The sequence below is a fragment of the Streptomyces sp. NRRL S-646 genome, from assembly GCF_000720765.1.
In the GTDB taxonomy this organism is placed as follows: domain Bacteria; phylum Actinomycetota; class Actinomycetes; order Streptomycetales; family Streptomycetaceae; genus Streptomyces.
Window position 1 is genome coordinate 372,840 of sequence record NZ_JODC01000006.1, and the last position, 16,679, is coordinate 389,518.

General features: G+C 64.7%; 15 protein-coding genes. 7 read left to right on the top strand and 8 right to left on the bottom strand.

Annotated elements, in window-relative coordinates; genetic code table 11:
* Positions 1–101: 101 nt before the first annotated feature.
* Both IH68_RS0115205 and IH68_RS0115210 read left to right on the top strand, forming a co-directional pair.
* The gene (locus IH68_RS0115205; protein WP_030934685.1) at positions 102–833 is read left to right on the top strand and encodes an XRE family transcriptional regulator; all 732 of its coding nucleotides are present in this window, start codon (positions 102–104) and stop codon (positions 831–833) included.
* A 39-nt stretch (positions 834–872) separates the two neighbouring features.
* The gene (locus IH68_RS0115210; protein WP_030934688.1) at positions 873–1,343 is read left to right on the top strand and encodes an NUDIX hydrolase; all 471 of its coding nucleotides are present in this window, start codon (positions 873–875) and stop codon (positions 1,341–1,343) included.
* On the opposite strand, the gene IH68_RS0115215 is transcribed toward IH68_RS0115210, so the two are convergent.
* Positions 1,331–1,891 (bottom strand): HD domain-containing protein, encoded by a 561-nt coding sequence (locus IH68_RS0115215; protein WP_030934691.1) that lies wholly within the window; start codon positions 1,889–1,891, stop codon positions 1,331–1,333. The two genes, IH68_RS0115210 and IH68_RS0115215, sit on opposite strands and share 13 nt — an antisense overlap.
* A 958-nt stretch (positions 1,892–2,849) precedes the next feature.
* On the opposite strand from IH68_RS0115215, the gene IH68_RS0115220 reads away from it, so the two are divergent.
* Both IH68_RS0115220 and IH68_RS59770 read left to right on the top strand, forming a co-directional pair.
* Positions 2,850–3,197 (top strand): hypothetical protein, encoded by a 348-nt coding sequence (locus tag IH68_RS0115220; RefSeq protein ID WP_030934694.1) that lies wholly within the window; start codon positions 2,850–2,852, stop codon positions 3,195–3,197.
* 266 nt (positions 3,198–3,463) lie between these two features.
* Positions 3,464–3,826: a type II toxin-antitoxin system PemK/MazF family toxin gene (locus IH68_RS59770; RefSeq protein ID WP_078912460.1), complete on the top strand. Its 363-nt coding sequence runs from the start codon at positions 3,464–3,466 to the stop codon at positions 3,824–3,826.
* Positions 3,827–4,145: 319 nt separating this feature from the next.
* Here the strand turns inward: IH68_RS59770 and IH68_RS56370 are convergent, their stop codons facing one another.
* Positions 4,146–5,270: a hypothetical protein gene (locus tag IH68_RS56370; RefSeq protein WP_159403678.1), complete on the bottom strand. Its 1,125-nt coding sequence runs from the start codon at positions 5,268–5,270 to the stop codon at positions 4,146–4,148.
* Between the two features lie 37 nt (positions 5,271–5,307).
* Entirely contained in the window at positions 5,308–7,986 is a 2,679-nt protein-coding gene (locus IH68_RS53080) for an ATP-binding protein (RefSeq protein ID WP_078912461.1), read from the bottom strand.
* Between the two features lie 646 nt (positions 7,987–8,632).
* Between IH68_RS53080 and IH68_RS49800 the strand changes: the two genes are divergently transcribed.
* Both IH68_RS49800 and IH68_RS0115245 read left to right on the top strand, forming a co-directional pair.
* Entirely contained in the window at positions 8,633–9,295 is a 663-nt protein-coding gene (locus IH68_RS49800; protein WP_159403679.1) for a hypothetical protein, read from the top strand.
* Between the two features lie 271 nt (positions 9,296–9,566).
* Positions 9,567–9,995: a VOC family protein gene (locus IH68_RS0115245; protein ID WP_030934702.1), complete on the top strand. Its 429-nt coding sequence runs from the start codon at positions 9,567–9,569 to the stop codon at positions 9,993–9,995.
* Positions 9,996–10,017: 22 nt separating this feature from the next.
* On the opposite strand, the gene IH68_RS0115250 is transcribed toward IH68_RS0115245, so the two are convergent.
* The gene (locus IH68_RS0115250) at positions 10,018–10,941 is read right to left on the bottom strand and encodes a zinc-binding dehydrogenase (RefSeq protein ID WP_030934705.1); all 924 of its coding nucleotides are present in this window, start codon (positions 10,939–10,941) and stop codon (positions 10,018–10,020) included.
* A 77-nt stretch (positions 10,942–11,018) separates the two neighbouring features.
* On the opposite strand from IH68_RS0115250, the gene IH68_RS0115255 reads away from it, so the two are divergent.
* The gene (locus IH68_RS0115255) at positions 11,019–11,417 is read left to right on the top strand and encodes a winged helix-turn-helix transcriptional regulator (RefSeq protein WP_030934709.1); all 399 of its coding nucleotides are present in this window, start codon (positions 11,019–11,021) and stop codon (positions 11,415–11,417) included.
* A 148-nt stretch (positions 11,418–11,565) separates the two neighbouring features.
* Here the strand turns inward: IH68_RS0115255 and IH68_RS0115260 are convergent, their stop codons facing one another.
* The 4 genes from IH68_RS0115260 to IH68_RS0115275 all read right to left on the bottom strand — a co-directional run bounded on the left by IH68_RS0115260 (position 11,566) and on the right by IH68_RS0115275 (position 16,654).
* Positions 11,566–13,272: an LCP family protein gene (locus tag IH68_RS0115260; RefSeq protein ID WP_234341345.1), complete on the bottom strand. Its 1,707-nt coding sequence runs from the start codon at positions 13,270–13,272 to the stop codon at positions 11,566–11,568.
* A 111-nt stretch (positions 13,273–13,383) separates the two neighbouring features.
* The gene (gene tatA, locus IH68_RS0115265; RefSeq protein WP_030934714.1) at positions 13,384–13,590 is read right to left on the bottom strand and encodes a Sec-independent protein translocase subunit TatA; all 207 of its coding nucleotides are present in this window, start codon (positions 13,588–13,590) and stop codon (positions 13,384–13,386) included.
* 33 nt (positions 13,591–13,623) lie between these two features.
* Positions 13,624–16,299, bottom strand: a complete 2,676-nt coding sequence (mgtA, locus tag IH68_RS0115270; protein WP_037884831.1) for a magnesium-translocating P-type ATPase — start codon at positions 16,297–16,299, stop codon at positions 13,624–13,626.
* A complete protein-coding gene (locus IH68_RS0115275; RefSeq protein ID WP_030934721.1) occupies positions 16,292–16,654 on the bottom strand; it encodes an ArsR/SmtB family transcription factor in 363 nt (120 codons plus the stop codon). The genes mgtA and IH68_RS0115275 overlap by 8 nt, the downstream gene beginning before the upstream one ends.
* Between the last annotated feature and the right edge of the window lie 25 nt (positions 16,655–16,679).

A 16,679-nucleotide genomic window follows, 5' to 3' on the forward strand; every position in this document is an offset into this window, starting at 1 on the left:
AGACCGCGAACGGTGTTGGACGTATCACGGTCCGTATGGACGTTTAGGGACGTCTGAGCTATCGTCAAAACGTCCCTGAGACGTCCTGGAGAGGTCACGTCATGGCGAACGAGCGTCTGCGCGCGGCGATTTCAGCGAGCGGCGAGACCATCCAGTCCGTGGCACAACACATCGGCGTCGATCCGAAGAGCGTCGAGCGCTGGATCACGACCAACCGCACGCCGCACCGAGGGCACCGCTGGAAGGCTGCGATTTTCCTTGGCGCCGATGAGATCTACCTCTGGCCCTCAGTGGAGAAGCAGGCCGAGACAGCGAGCACCTCAGAGCTGATCACGTACTACCCGCACCGGGGCGCGGTGCCAGCGTCGCTGTGGTCGTCGCTGATCGAGAAGGCGAAGGATCAGGTCGAGATCCTCGTGTACGCAGGCCTGTTCCTCTTCGACAACCACCCGGATCTGTCCGACCAGTTGGCCGAGAAGGCGAAAGCCGGCGCTCAGGTTCGCGTCCTGCTCGGTGACCCCGACTCAGCGATGGTTCAGCAGCGAGGCGAGGAGGAAGGCATCGGTGGAGATCTAGCCGCCCGGACCCGGATCACGCGGCGCTACCTCGAACCTGCGATGACCACGCCCGGTGTCGAAGTCAGGTTGCATGACACGATCCTCTACAACTCGATCTACCGGTTCGACGATGACGTGCTGGTGAACCCTCACGTGCTCGGAGCGCCAGCCGGACAGAACCCGGTCCTGCACTTCCGCTACATCCCCGGCGCCCGGACGTTCCGGCACTACATGCGCAGCTTCGACTACACCTGGGAGCGCGGCCGGCCCGCCTAGGTAGACACCGACTCAGCCGGACGTGCGACGCTGGGGGGCATGGCCCGAGTCGACTACTTCAACGATCCGAAAGCCCCGAAGGCGAACAGCATCGTGCCGTCAGTCACCGCTGTGGCGCTCAACGAGGCCGGGGAAATCCTCCTGATCCACAAGACAGACAACAACCTGTGGGCACTGCCCGGCGGCGGGGTCGACCTAGGCGAGTCGGCACCCGACGCCGCCGTACGGGAGACTAAGGAAGAGACCGGGATCGACGTCAAGGTGACTGGCCTAGTCGGCATCTACACCAACCCTGCACACGTCTTGGCGTACGACGACGGCGAGGTACGCCAACAATTTTCGATCTGCTTCCGAGCACAGATCATCGGCGGCGTTCTACGGACAAGCAGCGAGAGCAAGGAGGTGGCGTTCGTGCACCCGAGCCGGCTGGACGAACTGAGCATCCACCCGTCCATGCGGATGCGGATTGATCACGGCTTGGCAAACCGGCCCGAGCCCTACGTCGGCTGACCAGTCAAGCGGGCTCGTGTCCGCTCGACGGCGGCTCCAAGGTATGGCCGTGCCTTGCTGATTGCGGTGTGCACTTCACTGCCCGACTCATACCGCTCCAAGATCTCATCAATGCGTCGGTCGAAGTCAAACGACTGCCCAGCGGGACCGGTCGTCATGTCGGCGTAGATCAGCCCGTCCAGGACCGGGGAATCCTCCCGCTCGTACACGGCCAGCTCGGCAGTCAGCCCGCGTTGTTCAGCCTCATACACGGCGCCGGAGTGGTGGGCGACCAACCGAACGAGCCGTGACGGCGCACCGAGCGTCTCCAGGTAACGCGCACCATCGAGCGGATGGAACCCGGTGTCTCGCAGCTCTGGGGCATAGCCGATGTCGTGCAGCCAGGCGGCGGCGACAAGTAGATCCCGGTCCTCTTCGGACACAGTCGCCGAAGCCTCGCGCGCTCGTGCTGCCACAGCCTGTGTGTGCAGCCAGCGGTTCCCGAGCGGGGGCAACAACGACTCGGCCAGCTCGGCCGCACCTTGGGGTGTGTCCAGTCCAGAGGGCATAACGGCACCGTAGCCGAGACGGTAGGTCGCCGACAGCCTGGCACCGGCCGTTCCGGATCATGGCGCGGACAGAGTTTCCCTACTTCATCAAGGCTCGCTGCGCTCGCTCGACCGGCGGCCGACGATGCTCGTCGATCTTCGGGCCGCAGGGTCCGCCCAAGCGCATCAACGGCCACTCTGGCCCGCACACCCCCGCCACCATGATCCGGCCTCAGGGATGGAAAAGATCAACCGCAGCTAGACCCCAACGCCCCTCATCCGGGGCCACGTCGTACCCCTTTCCACCCGGTTGCCTACAGAAGTAGGTCGGATCAAAACCGAGGGCCGCGCCAAGCGCGGCGGCGCCGGTCGGTCGCCGCCGCGCCGCCTCCATGTCTCCGCCACCGGCGCACGCCGCCGCCCGCCCGTCGCCGCACGCAGCGGCCAAATACCCACACGGGCACGGGGGCCAACGATGATCCCCAACGGGGCAGGTCAAAGACGCTTTGTGTTACCGAAAGAGGCCTGATCGTGGTGGCGGCGGCATGCGGACCGACTCTGCCAGATACGCGGGCGTTCGAACGGCCCGCCGATCCCGCACCAGGCCAGCGGCCGGACGGCGGACGCGACCATGGCTGAGGGAAGAGACTCACTGTGGCTGGGGCGGTCGGCTCCGCGACTTTAGCCAGCCACTTTGGCGCGAGCCTCGAAGATCATGGCCCCAACGTCGTGCTCTAACGGGCAGGTCAACAGACTGCCCGACGCGCCGGAAGCTTACGGGGCCATGATCACTCGCGCCAAAGCAGCTCCCGGCCAAAGTCGCTACGCCGACCGCGTGAGTACCTGCGGAGCGCCCTCACTGATCGCCTGCCGTGGGAGAACAGACATCTTCGCCAATAGTTGTCTAACTTCCGATGCGACGCCATCCAGATGCCTCAGCCGCCGGTTGTGGCGAGGCGAGTGGTGGCAAACTGTAGATGTGACCGACCCCAGCATCCTCCAGCAGCGCCACAGCGCGACACTGCGCGTCGTCTGGGCAGAGCCCGAGGGCGCGGCCCAACCGTGCAACCAGTTCGCCGTGACTGTGGGCTTGCCTACTCAGAGCGGTATGCCCGAAGCTGTCTACCTGACGTTGGGAAGCGTTGAGCCTCCTCTCCTGTTCGGCACAGAAGCGGACGTAAAGCAACAGCTGGAGAGCACGGGAGGCACGCTCACCGTGAGGCCCCTTGGTAGGTACGTCTTCACTCGGGGGCGTCTCGATGAGTTGATTGCGGTTCTCCAGTCAGCTGCCAACGCGTTCGACCAGGCCCAGGAAGGTGCAACATGACCGCTACCGCGTCATACAGCAACTTGCAGGGCACGGTTCAGGCCCCGGTGGGGACAGCATCAATCACCTTGTCTGAGCGCTTTCCGTGGCTGGTCCCATCCATCCAGAGCTCTCCCCAACTAGAGGTGAGCGTGACTGACGCTTCGGTAGTGGAGGATGACGATCTCGCTGCTGAGTTCGCCGCCTATGCTGACGTCTCCAGCGAGTGGGCTGCTACTACCTGGGAAGCAACCTCCGAGGCGTGGCCCGAGTACTAAACTGGGCGTGTGTCAGGCACGAGTCAGTCCCAGTACCCTCGGCGCGGCGACATCTACTGGGTTGACTTCAACCCGGCGCGCGGATCCGAGCAAGCAGGTCGTCGACCGGCTGTAGTTATCTCACTTGACTCCTTCAATAGGGTCATGCCCGTCGTTGTCGTGGCTGCCGTGACCACCAGGATCCGCGAGGGTTCCAAGATCCAAGTGACTCTTGAGGCTGGCGATCCTCTGCCCCAGCGCTCGGCAATCCTTGGATTTCAGGTGACAACCATCGATCAGGCTCGATTGGAACAGCCTGGTGGAAGGCTCCGCGCAGAGCAGATCGACGAGCTCGATGAGGTCATTTCGCGTTGCTTCGGCCTGAGGTCTTAGGTACGGACGGTCAGCCGGCCATGCCGCTGGCTAGTGACCTTGCCCATCACTTCAGGGACGGCGTGGGCAGAGAATGCTCGACCTCGATCGTCGGGCCGCCTGTGGGCCGTCCGAGGGGGTTCAGGGCGCCGGATGGCGCCTATCAATGACAGGTGCCCCGACTCGCAACCCCAGGTCCCTCCAGTTGATCCGCGACCGCATCGAGACGCAGGATCACGTTGGGTAGAGGCCCGTTCCCGACGTTGGAGCGGGCCTCTCCTCGTGCATGCCGGAGCCGCGGTAGCTCGCCCCGGCCATTAAGGCTAGCGCCGATCTCAGTTCACCCTGCGAAGCGCAAGATGATTTCCTCCCGCATACGCATATCCATCGATCCACTCCCGGAGCTCGGCGGGGGGAGATAGCGGCGATTAGCCGGAATTTCTCGACATAGCCGGTCCACTAAACCCAAGCCAACGTATCCACTAACCTCAGTAATGATCTTTTCTACGGAGACACTTGCACCTTTCAGCCGAGCATCGGCAATGACGAAAGTAGCTAGTCCTCCCGGACGAAGAACGCGGGAAATCTCGGAAACCAATCGCAGTATATCGGCAATATATCGATTGAGCAGTCGGATTTCGCGCTCAGCCAGAGCTCCACTAAGCGCCAATTGGCGCACTCGATCGACTTCTTCGCTGGCAGAGCTACCGCACTGACTCCCAATATTATCCGACCGTAGCCCACGAAGATATCCGATGGTGTAACCCATCCAAACGAGGCTAAGCCGGTGCCCTCGCAAATAATCAATAGCCACCAAATAAGGAGGGCTCGTCATAACCGCATCGACCTGACGTTCCCCCAGAGGGATCTGCCTCCCATCCGCACGGAAGGGAATGAACTTACCAGGTCCATAAATAGAGCTAGCTGGCGACTGATGAGATCGCCGAATCACAGTCTTCACGGACTCTGGAAATCTTTCCAGAACATCAAAACTTGCTGCCTCGCGGACACGATGTGGCCGCGAATGAGACACGTCACGTGCTCGCGACGCACCCGCATCTTTGGTGATAATTAGACGCGAGAAAGCGCACCAAAGAGGGGCCTGAAGCGACGGAGGTGATTGCGAAATCCCTGAGGCAATAGCAGCCAATTTGTCTCGCGTCTCGGGATCGAACCAGAAGTCGATGAACCTGAGGGTCTCGGCATCGCTAGAGGCTAAGAACTCACCTCCGCCTTTGGCTGTGGCAACAATCGAGTCACAAGCCTCACGGAGGGAGCGCTCATCAAATTCACCCGCCGCCGTCTGAGAGATCAGAACAGCCAGCGGGTCACTATCACACCCCAAAGCCAGATGCCCACGTGCAGCCGCCGCGAGCGGGAAGCTCCCAGAGCCCATCATCGGATCGAGCACCACCGATGAGTTAGGGAGCTCGTCCAGGAAGCGTTCACTCAGCTCGGGAGCCATGCGTGCCGGAAATGGATGTACCGCAGCACGAGCCATTCTAGAAGCCTTCCTGAATCACTTTACGCAATGAACTCGGAACGCTCATTCTGTATGACTCCGACACTCGGGAGGGGTAGCTATCGAGCGATGACCCCCATTCCCGATACAAAGCATCAGGAGTCGAATTCAAAGCGACAAACGTTCCGTCATAGTAGATGCTGTTTGGAGCCAGTGCTGCAAGCCCTCGGATAACCGCCGCAAGCTCATCCTCGTGTGGCTCGTACTCAAAATTTGATCGTTCGAATAGGCCCGTGATGAGATCCTTGATCGTGATCGGGTTCCTCCTGAGAGCATATTGCACAAGAAGAGTGACGATCTCTTCGATCGGCGGCGCATGGGGCGGCTCGGCCTTCTCTAGCCGCTCAACAAACTGCCGGCTCTCTGCAGGGCTACGGCACTCGAAAAGTTCCTTCAGAGTGAGTGGAGAAACTCCTCTAATCGGAAATAGTTCAACGAGGTGAGCCAGATCTTCAACGGTTATTGGAGTAATCCCGTCATTGCGGCATATCGCCTCTATGAGGCTCTCATCTATGCCATCACCTTGAAACCCAGGAGCGACCAGCAATGTATACTTCGGATCAATCTTCAGGCCATGCTTTTCTTTGGCCCTTTCGCGATGCACTCGCAGGATGGAGGTGCGCGCAGTTCCGGCCTGAATCCTGGGAGTCTTTTCTCGCTGGGTAGGGAAAAGCTCATCCTGAATCGCCACTGCGCTGCTGTCCAATATCTTGCGGGCCTCTCGGCCGCTTGATTTTGCGTCGTACGTTAGGGCATAGCTCTCATTTTCGTCACCATTGCGACGCCCCAGCTGCGCAATCGCAATTCCGTCGACAGAGCCGTTACCGCCGATCCTCTGCACAGAGAAGCCCAAAAGGGTTAGCGCATCGGCAACAGCGTCCTCCAGCTCCTTCTCCTGATTGCTGGCGTCTAGGAGCTGCCTAGCCACGACAAAGGCTGACCGCGGGTGCCGCTTCACCAGATCGCGGAGGAAAGCGTCGCGCTTACCCATGACCCGCGCCACGACTTCCGAAGGGATATTTTCGTCAAGCATATACGCTTGGGTCAGGAGTTCGGTCAGTGCGAGAAGCTTTAGCGGCTCCCGCAACCCCTTCTCGTTGATATAGTTGCTAATGAACGGATGCTCTTCGTTAAGGACAGCAGCCTTACGCTCGGGGTCATAGCGAACCAGTTGTGCATCCTGCCCGTAAGGTTCGATGAGAACCTGTTCGAGGACATCTTCCTCACTGGCCAAAACGTCGCTGGTTTGAGCAACTGCCCGGCGGCTCAATCCCATCGATTCACGGGCTGCCTCATCGCCGGCAACAACTTTATCCAGCGCACGCCGAAGCGGCGCCTGCGTCAGGACCGGTGCAGGATCCGAAATGCGCCCTTGCTTTGTAAGATAGGGCATTTGGTCTTGAGAATCAGCCTGCAGTAGAACCTTTCGAGCCTTGTTGAAGACTGCGAGCATGTACTTGCGCAACTCTCGCAGCTCTGGAGAATCTTGAAGGCTTTCCCTCGGGCTAGCGACAAGCCTGTCCAGGTCATCTGCATTAATCTCCATATGGAAGCGGGTGAGTGTTCCATGATGAAGCTCAGGCCCTACATTAAAGCTTGATTCATCAAGATTGATAAGACGCCCTCGAACGCGTACAAAGAACCCATGACTACGCGCCAAAAAAGTGCTCTTACCCTTCTGCAAGGATTCCACGAATAGACGAGCAGATCCCCACACGTTTCCTGCAAGGGGAAGACGGAATGCTGGAATCGCACCGCTAGGAGTCTCAATAGAGCATGCAGTGCCCTCTACTTTGCTCTTGCCGTCGCGCAGTTCATCTTCCGATTTTCCGACGGTGAATGTCCAGTGGGTTTTCCCGGCAGCTTTGGATGGATCAATTGGCCCATCATTGAGCCACAACTGAAACCCCGGATTCAGTGGCAATGCGGTCGAGAGGATCCAGCGCAGCCTCCCAAGTTGTATGTGACGGGCTCGCTCTTTGAGGCTCGTCATGATGGCTGCTGTCCAACTCCGCGGAGCCCCCTCGTTAGTGAAGAGCTTGTTCAGCACTAACGAGTTAGACCCCATGTACATATTACTCAAGGCCGATCGGAGAGACTGCTCTGCCTCTTCTCGGGTCAGCTCAGCAACAAGGAGTTGCAAAGATTGCGGATCATCCATCTCTCCTTGCACCTGCCGATAATCCATCGTAACGGCAAGATACTGACCGCTTCGGCAGACAATGTATGTCAGCTCTTCGGCGAGTACATAAGTGGCGAGCTTTCCGATTCCAAATTTTCCAATCGGCGCCCTACCTCGCACATGCCCCTGTTGACGTTTACGGGACTGACCAACCTCCCAAAGTTGTTGCAGACCATCAAGATCCATGGACTCACCGTCATCCACAACAATTAATGTAGAATCCTCCGGCTCCAGATCTGACGGCATGTAAACCCAAACCTGGCTAGCGCCGGCATCGTACGAATTAGAGACGAGCTCCTCAAAGGCCTTGTTGGGCGAGCTATACAAGCCTTCAGAAAAGCGTTGAATGATGCCCAGAGATATGCGCACAGCCACCGAACCGCTACGCTGGTTAGATGATTCCACAAAATCGGCAACATCGATTTTGATTTGCTCGTTGTGTGCAGCAGTCTCGTTCGATGCAGCCTTCTGATCCATCGACGCCCCCTAATTCGTACGCACGTTCGCATCTGCTCAGACCGACCTCAGGCCCTGCCGATCCCCCAACTGGGCATGAGCGGTCAGAGTATTTGATACCCATCACCCCTGAACAGACCACGTGTGGCGTCTACCGCGGCGTTTGCAGGGGCATGGCGCCTCCGTGACTGCGACACCCCACCACCTGGCCTGATGACGCCAGCAGATAGCCGCCGGCCCCATCCACGGGATGAACATTCTTCGCCGGAGTCAACTCGATATCAGGGCGTGCGACCTCTTTCTCTCGCAAAACGGGGTGCGTGACCTGTTCCTGGTCGGCTATCGCCGTGTGCGTGCACTCGGCATCATTGACGCCTGAGATGCAGACATGAGCATCTGCCGATCTTGGACTATTTGTGGACTGTCAATCCACATGCCCTGACTGGCGAGCGGCTGATCTGCATATACACGTGAGACCGCAAGGCCCTCCGGAGCCGCGTGCTCAGGTTTGGGCCGGCCAGAAGCAGAACAAGTATCTATCTGGTCTGCGGTCACTCTGCACCGCAGGGCTGCTCGGGTATGACCACTGCCGCTGCGCCTTCAGCCTAGGGAAACCGTTACGTTGTCAGTCTTAACGATCATAGGGCCCATCGTCGGTGCCGTAGTCGTGGCGGTCATCACCTACCTCACCTCACGACCTCGGTTGCGGGCGGAAGTTCGGAAGCTGGAAGCAGAGTCAGATCGCACGATGGCCGAGACAACCAAGATCCTTTCGGAGTTCCAAGCGCGTCCCTCGAACGTCGCCGGCAATAACGCTCTGCCAAGGGGCTGGTACGTGACGGGGGCGCGACCCGAGGACTATGAATTTGGCGTTGACACGCAGGTATTCCACAGCGGTCACGCCAGCGCCTTCATCCAATCCCGTCCCGGTGCTAAGGAGTTTGCCTCCATCGCCCAGGTGTTCAAGGCAGATGCCTACCGAGGCAAGCGGGTACGTCTATCCGCCATGCTCAAGACCAGAGACGTCGCCAACTGGGCGGGGCTCTGGCTTCGCATCGATGACGTCCTGCACAACGTGATGGAGTTCGACAACACCGCTGACCGTCGAAGCATTTCGGGTACCCAGAGTTGGAGTCGCCGGAATGTTGTCCTTGACGTACCCGGCGACGGCGCGACTATCCGGATCGGCTTCCTGCTCAATGGTGACGGACGCGTCTGGTGTGACGACATGAAATTTGAAGAGGTAGGACTCGACATACCCGTTACCCGTAATATCGAAGGCGTGCGGAATCATCCAGAGAACCTCGACTTCGAGGCTGGAACCAACTGACGCGCGCCGCTGGTCACTAGGACGGGCCTCGGAAGCCCGTGTCGAATGCGTGTCGACGTTAGCCAGACATACTCTGCCAGCACTGCAAGTCCCCAGGTCGGATGTGTACTGCCTACAGCAAGAGCAGGCGCCTTCTAAGCGCTTGGCCGCAGGTTCGAGTCCTGCCGGGGGCGCCCAGTCTCCGCCCTCCTTCGGGAGGGCGTTTTTGCTGGTCAGAGCAGATTTCCTCCTACGCCGGCGTCTCGGTGCCAACCCGCCCTACAGTTGTCCGATGACGCCGATCAAGAAGTTCCAAGTCACCTTCGACTGCGCAGAACCTGAGCGGCTCGCTCGTTTCTGGTGCGAGGTGTTGGGGTACGTCATACCGCCGCCACCGGCGGGGTTTGCCACTTGGGACGATTTCAAGCGCTCGCAGCCAACTGAGCAGCGGGATTCCTGGTTCGCCTGCGTGGATCCCTCAGGTGTGGGCCCGCGGCTGTACTTCCAGCGCGTCCCCGAGGGGAAGGCCGCCAAGAACCGGGTGCATCTCGATGTGCGGGTCGGCACCGGACTCGTGGGGGAAGAGCGCCTCGCCGCACTCGAGGCGGAATGCGCACGACTGGTCCCGCTCGGTGCGGTACACGTGCGCACGCTGTATGACGGCAATGATGCGTGCATCCCGATGCTGGACATCGAGGGCAACGAGTTCTGTATCGACTGAGACGAGAGGGCGTTTTTGATGGTCAGGACAGGCTTCCCAGCGCCATGACCGCCTTTCCGAAGACACGGCGCCCCCGGAGGGCCTCGGCGGCCTCGTCGAAGCGGTCCCAGGATCCACGCCAGCCGATCTCCACGTCGAGAAACCCCTCAGCGGCCAGCTCGGTGAGAACGGCAAGGTCCGCGCCGACATCGCCCTCGATGACGAAGGAGGTCAGCGACTTGGCCGGGCCGACGGTCGCATACGGCGGAAAGACCGCCGGCTCCCCGGAAGTCCAGCCGACACTCTGCACACTGCCCCCGGGAGCGAGCAGGTTCCATACCGCGACCAGTTGAGGGCCGCCGACGCTGTCGATGACCACGTCGACCGGTCGTCGGAGTCCTTCCAGTCCGATCAAAACCTCGTCGGCGCCGGCCTCGGTCAGCCCCTCTCCGCGGGCTGCCGAGCCCACCGACGCGATCACATGGGCACCGGCCCGCGCTGCCAGCTGGATCGCGAACCGACCGACCCCGCCGGAGGCCCCGGTGACCAGCACCCGCTTGTCCGGTCCGAGCCCCGCGGCCCGCAGCGAGCGCAGTGCCGCCACTCCGGCGACCGGCAGAGCCGCCGCCTGCGCCGGCTCCAAGCCCTTCGGCACTTCGGCGAGCGCGCCCACGTCGATCGCCACGCGCTCGGCGAAGGCTCCCGCGGTCAGCGCCACCACCTGGGTGCCCACCGCCGGGCCGGTTCCGTCGGCTGCGGCCCGAACGACCACTCCGGCGGCGTCCGAACCGAGCACCGCACCCACCGGGACGCGCCCGGAGCGGGCGTCGTTGAGGTCGCCGTAGTTCAACGAGGCGTGGGAGACGTCCACCAGGACCTGGCCCGGCCCGGGCACCGGATCGGGCACCTCGGCGAGGCGGACGGCCGCGGATGCGGACGGGTCGACGACGAGAGCACGAACAGACATCTCTTCCCCCTTGGTTCACGACTTGTGACAGCAGTCATCATCGATAACCTTGCTGGTCATCGGAAGGGGGCACTTTCTTGTCACACAGTCACACCCGTGTTACCGAGGCTCTGAGGGTCGAAGCCTGCCCGGTCACCGAGGTGCTCGACCGCGTGGCGGGCAAGTGGAGCATCGGGATACTGATCGCCGCCGCCCACGGCCCGGTCCGCTTCACCGAACTCGAACGCGCCATCCAGGGCATCAGCCGACGGATGCTCACCCTCAACCTGCGTCGGCTGGAGCGGGACGGACTACTCGTTCGCACCGTGTATCCGACCGTGCCGCCCAAGGTCGAGTACAGCCTCACGCCCATGGCCCGGGAGCTCCACGCTTCGCTGACCGGGCTGGTCGGCTGGGCCGAGCGGCACCGGTCCGCGATCGCCGAGGCACGCGCCGCCTATGACACCGCGGCGGAGCAGAGACCCGACACGGACTGAACGGGCCGGACGGCCCGCGCCTCACCTTGACCGCGCCACGCATCCATCAGCTCCCAACAGGCCAACTCGCCCTGCCGGGCCGAAGCTTCACCGAAGACGCGCCGGCCTCGTACGACAGGCGAGGAGGCGGCCGGGACGCGGGGATCGATCAGGGCGCCGAGTCCTTCTTGCTGCGCGCCGCCGCGTACGCCTGGGCCGGCGTCATGGGGACCCCGTTGATCTGCACCGTCTTGTAGGGGCTGACCTTCGCGCAGGTCTTGGCCTTGTCGGCGGTCTGGGCGTGGGCGTCGGCGACCGCGGCGTGGGTGTCGGCGGGGGCGGCCGACGAGCCGTACGCCGTACCGCTCGGCCAGTCGCTGCCGATGACGAGGACCACGCCGCTGCTGCCGCCCTGGGTGAGGTGCGAGGTGGGCAGTCCGAGGGCGGAGGCCGCCGTCTGCGCCTCGGCCTTCTGACCGGGCCCGTAGGTGATCGTCGTCCTCGACGACTGCGCGGGAGCGTTGCCCGTGGTGGTGTTCGAGCTGAAGCCCTTGGTGAGGAGGGCCTGCGCGATCACGGAGGCGCGTCCGCCGGTGGTGGTGCCGTTCTCCACCTGTACGGCGACCTCGGAGGCCGGCACGGTGGCCGCCGCCGACGCGGACGGGGACGCCGAGGACGTCTTCTTCTTGCCGCTGTCCGAGGTCAGGGACTGGTCGTTCGCGATGGTCGCGAAGAGCGACTTCGCGGAGGCCGCGGCGACCACCCGGTTGGCGTTGGTCGGGTCGGCCGCGGTCTGCATGGTGGTGAACGTCATCCGCTTGGACGGGACCTTGTTCAGATCGGTCGCCAGGTTCACGAGCTTGCTGACGCTGCCCAGGCCGGTGTCCACGGTCAGCGCCTTGGTGGCGGCGTCCGCCAGCGAGTAGACCTTGCCCGGGTCCGTCAGGGTCCCCGCGCTCTTGAACTTGCGGATCATGGCGCTGAGGAAGAGGTGCTGGGAGACGGTACGGCCCAGGTCGCTGCCGTCACCGAAGCCGTGCCGGGATCGGACGAACTCCAGCGCCGCATCGCCCTCGAGGGTGTGGGTGCCCTTGGCGAGCTTCAGGTGGGAGTAGGTGTCGTAGACGTTGTCGCTGACGCACACCGACACACCGCCCACCGCGTCGGACATCTTCACGACGCCGGAGAAGTCGAGCATCACGAAGTGGTCGATGGTGATGCCGGTGAGCTGGTGAATGGTCTTGACCTGGCAGGCCGCGCCGTACTGCAGCGCGCTGTTGATCTGCCCGTAGTAGCCGGAGGTCGCCTGGCCGCTGTCCGGGTCCTTGCACGCGGGGACGTTGGTCATGGTGTCGCGCGGGACGCTCATCACGGTGGCGTTGGAGCGGTCGGCGGAGACGTGCACCACCATCTCCACGTCGGCGTTGTGCCCGACGGTCGCACTCGCGGAGCCGCAGCCGCCGCCCAGTTTGCAGTCGGCCGCGTTGTTGCGGCCGTCGGAGCCGATCACCAGGATGTTGATCGGGGTCCGCCCGAAGGCGTCGGCCTTCTCTTGCCCGCCGGCGCCGTCGTCGATCGCAACGCTCTTGATGTTGCCGTTCAGATGCTCGTACAGCCAGGCGCCGGCTCCGGCGGTGACCAGGATCAGCGCCGACACCGTGAACAGGGCTATGCGCCCGATCCTTCTGCGCCGGGCGACGGGTTTGGCCCGGCGGCCCGAGCCGCGCCCCCGGGAGCGTGCCGCCTGCCGGGCGGCCGCCCGGCCCCCGTGCGGCGGGCGGGGCGTGCCGTCATCGGACTCGCGCTGACGGGGAACACTTGCTGAACGATCTCGGGTGGCCGCATGGCCACGGTTTCCGCCCCAGGGGTCGCTCAACTCCCACTCCCTACGCTGTGGCCGACGCCAACCGCCGGCGCCACGGCGCGTCCCTCGGGTTGGTTGATTGCGCAATATAGCAAGCGTTTACGAGTTCGCAGGTGGGCTGTGTCACACCTCGCGGACGGTGCTGTCCTCGGACACGGGACGGGCCGACACGGCACCGTCCTCCTTCATCGCCTTCGCCTCGCTCTTGAGGATGCGCATGGACTTGCCCAGCCCGCGGGCGGCCTCAGGCAGCTTCTTGGAGCCGAACAGCAAGATGATGACGATCGCCACGACCAGCAGGTGCCAGGGTTCCAGTCCGTTGCGGAGCATCCCGCCCACCCCTTCTCACTTCTCACATGGTTGCTACATTGCGCAACTGTACAACCATGGTGCCCTTCTGACAGCCATCAGCCCGAGGGTGTACAGCGCGAGCACGGCGGCCAGCAGCAGGTAGTACAGGAACGGCAGCGGGGTCAGCCCGAGCAGCGAGCCCAGCGGGGAGACCGGCAGCAGCAGCCCTACGGCGGCCAGCGCGCCCGCCGCCCAGCCGATCGGCCCGGGTCCCCGCCCCGCGGCGAGGCGCCCAACGCGCAGCAGCACCATCACCAGGGCCTGGGTGAGCAGGTTCTCGGTGAACCAGCCGGAGTGGAACACGGCCTGGTCGTCCAGCCCCTCGGGCCCGCGCAGGGCGAGCTCCAGGACGCCGAAGGTGGCCAGGTCGGCGACCGCGTTGAGGACGCCGAAACCGATGATGAAGCGCAGCAGGTCGCGCGGGCGCAGCAGCGTCGGGCGGCGCAGCACCGACGGGTGCGGCCGGTCGTGCGCGAAGGCCAACTGGGCGGCGTCGAAGCACAGGTTCTGCGCCAGCACCTGGGCCGGCAGCATCGGCAGGAAGGGCAGCAGCAGGCCCGCCGCGAGCATCGCGATGACGTTGCCGAGGTTGGAGGAGAGGGTGATGCGCAGATACGTGGCGATGTTGCCGCCCGAGTACCGTCCGGCCGCGATGCTGTGGTCGATCGCGGTGAGGTCCTTGTCGGCCAGGACCACGTCGGCGCTCTCCCGGGCGACGGCCACGGCGTCCCGCGGTGCGATGCCGACGTCGGCCGCGCGCAGGGCGGGCAGGTCGTTCACCCCGTCGCCGAGATAGCCGACGGTGTGCCCGCCGGCCCGCAGGGCGGCGGCGAAGCGGGCCTTGTGCTCGGGGGTGCAGCGGGCGAGGACGACGGTGCGGGCGGCGGCCGCGGCGAGTTCGGCGTCGGTGAGCGAGTCGATGCCGTCGGCGGTGAGGACGCCGTCCTGCGGTACGGCGATGCCCAGGTCGCGGCAGGCACGGACGGCGGTGCCCGGGTGGTCGCCGGTGAGGATCCGGACCGTGACACCCCGGTCGGCAAGGACCTTCAGCGCTGCGGCGGCGGTGGGGGCGAGCGCGTCCTTGAAGGTGACGAAGCCCCGGAAGTCCAGGCCGCGTTCGTCGGCGGCCGTGTACTCGCGGGTCCGGGCGATGGGGGTCCCCCCGCTCGAGCGAAGTCGAGAGTGGGGGAGGTCGGCGGTGGCGACGGCCAGCACCCGAAGCCCGTCGTCGGCGTGCCGTGCCGCGAGCGCGAGCAGTTCCCCGCGCTCGTCGTCCTCCAGTACGCAGCGCTCCAGGACGGCCTCGGCGGCCCCCTTGACGACCAGGGTGTGCGTGCCCAGCCGCCCCGGCGTGCGGACGACGGCGGTCGCAAGGCGTCGCAGCGGGTCGAAGGGCAGGGCCGCCACCCCGTCGTACGCCATGACGTCGTCCTCGTCGGCCGCGTCCAGGACCGCGTCGTCGAGGGCGTCCGGGGCGGGCAGGTCGGCGAGCTGCAGGGTCCACCAGGCGTTCAGCGCGGCCCAGCGCAGCACCTCGGGGTCGTCCCGGCCGTCCGGGCCTAGGGCGCGGTGGAGGACCGGCCGGTCCTCGGTGAGGGTGCCGGTCTTGTCGAGGCACAGCACGTCGACGGCGCCGAGGTCGTGCAGCGCGGGCAGCCGCTTGACGATCACCCCGTGGCTGCGGGCCAGCAGTGAGGCGCCGCGGGCGAGGCACATGGTGACGATGACCGGCAGCATCTCCGGCGTCAGCCCGACGGCCACCGCCACCGCGAACGGGAGGGTCTCCAGACCGCGGTCGCGCAGCGCGGCATTGGCCATCAGGACCAGCGGCGGGGTCAGCAGCATGAACCGGATGAGGATCCAGGAGACGCCGTGCACGGACCGGTCGAACGCGCTGGCCTCGGGCCGGACGTCGCTGCGGGCGTGCGCCGCGGCGAACCGGCTCCGCGCACCGGTCGCCACGACGACCGCGGTGGCACTGCCGGACGCGACACTGCTGCCCTGGAAGCAGAGCTGGGGCCGGTCGAACAGACCACTGCCCGCCCCGCCCGCCGCGTCGGCGGCATCCTTCGCCACGGGAGCCGACTCGCCCGTGAGCGCGGCCTGATGCACCGTCAGGCCCTGCGCGCGCAGCAGTCGTACGTCGGCGGGGACCAGGTCGCCGGGGCCGAGCCGGATCACATCGCCCGGCACCAGCTCGTCCACCGGAATCTCCCGGGTGTCCGGCGGCAGATCCTCCCCGGTACGGCGCAGGACGGTGGCGGTGGTGGCGACCAGGCCGCGCAGTGCGGCCATCGACCGGCCTGCCCGGTGCTCCCCCGATGCCCGCAGCGCACAGCTCACGGCGACCAGCAGGAGAATCACACAGGCGGTGCCCCAGGAGGCGACGGCCGCCGACACCAGCCCGAGGCACAGCAGTACGGCGGTGAACGGATCGCGCAGACTGCGCAGCAGCACCCTCGGCCAGGAGGCGTGCCGGTGCGTCGGCAGAGTGTTCGCTCCGAAGCGGGCCTGCCGCTCCTCGGCCTGCGCCTCCGTCAGACCGCGCGGCCCGCTGCCCAGGCGCCGCAGTGTCTGCAGCAGGGTCGTGGGGCCCGGCCCCGGGCCCGCATCGGCGACCGGTACCGGCCCTCCCGCGGGATCGGGCGCCCCGGGGTCCGGTTCCGAGGCCGCGGTGGTGTCAGCCACCGGCCCCGCGCAGCGCGTGCACGGACGCGGACGCCCCGCCCGCCCGCGCGGCCAGCTGCCCCACCATCACCCGGACCACGGTCACGACGTCGGGATCGTCGACGAAGTAGATCTGCCGCCGCCCCTCCCGCCGGGACCGCACGAGCCCCGCGAGCTTCAGCTTCGCCAGGTGCTGGCTGACCGCGGGCAGGGCCCCGCCCACCCGGTCGGCGAGGTGGGTGACATCGCTCTCGCCCTGCGCCAGCGCCCACACCAGGTGCAGCCGGGCCGAGGAGGCCAGCAGTCCGAAGGCGGCGGCCGCCTCCGCCAGTACCTCGGCGGACGGATCCTCGAAGCCCCCGATTTCTGCCGCCACAGTCCTCTCCCGTCCCACCCGATCA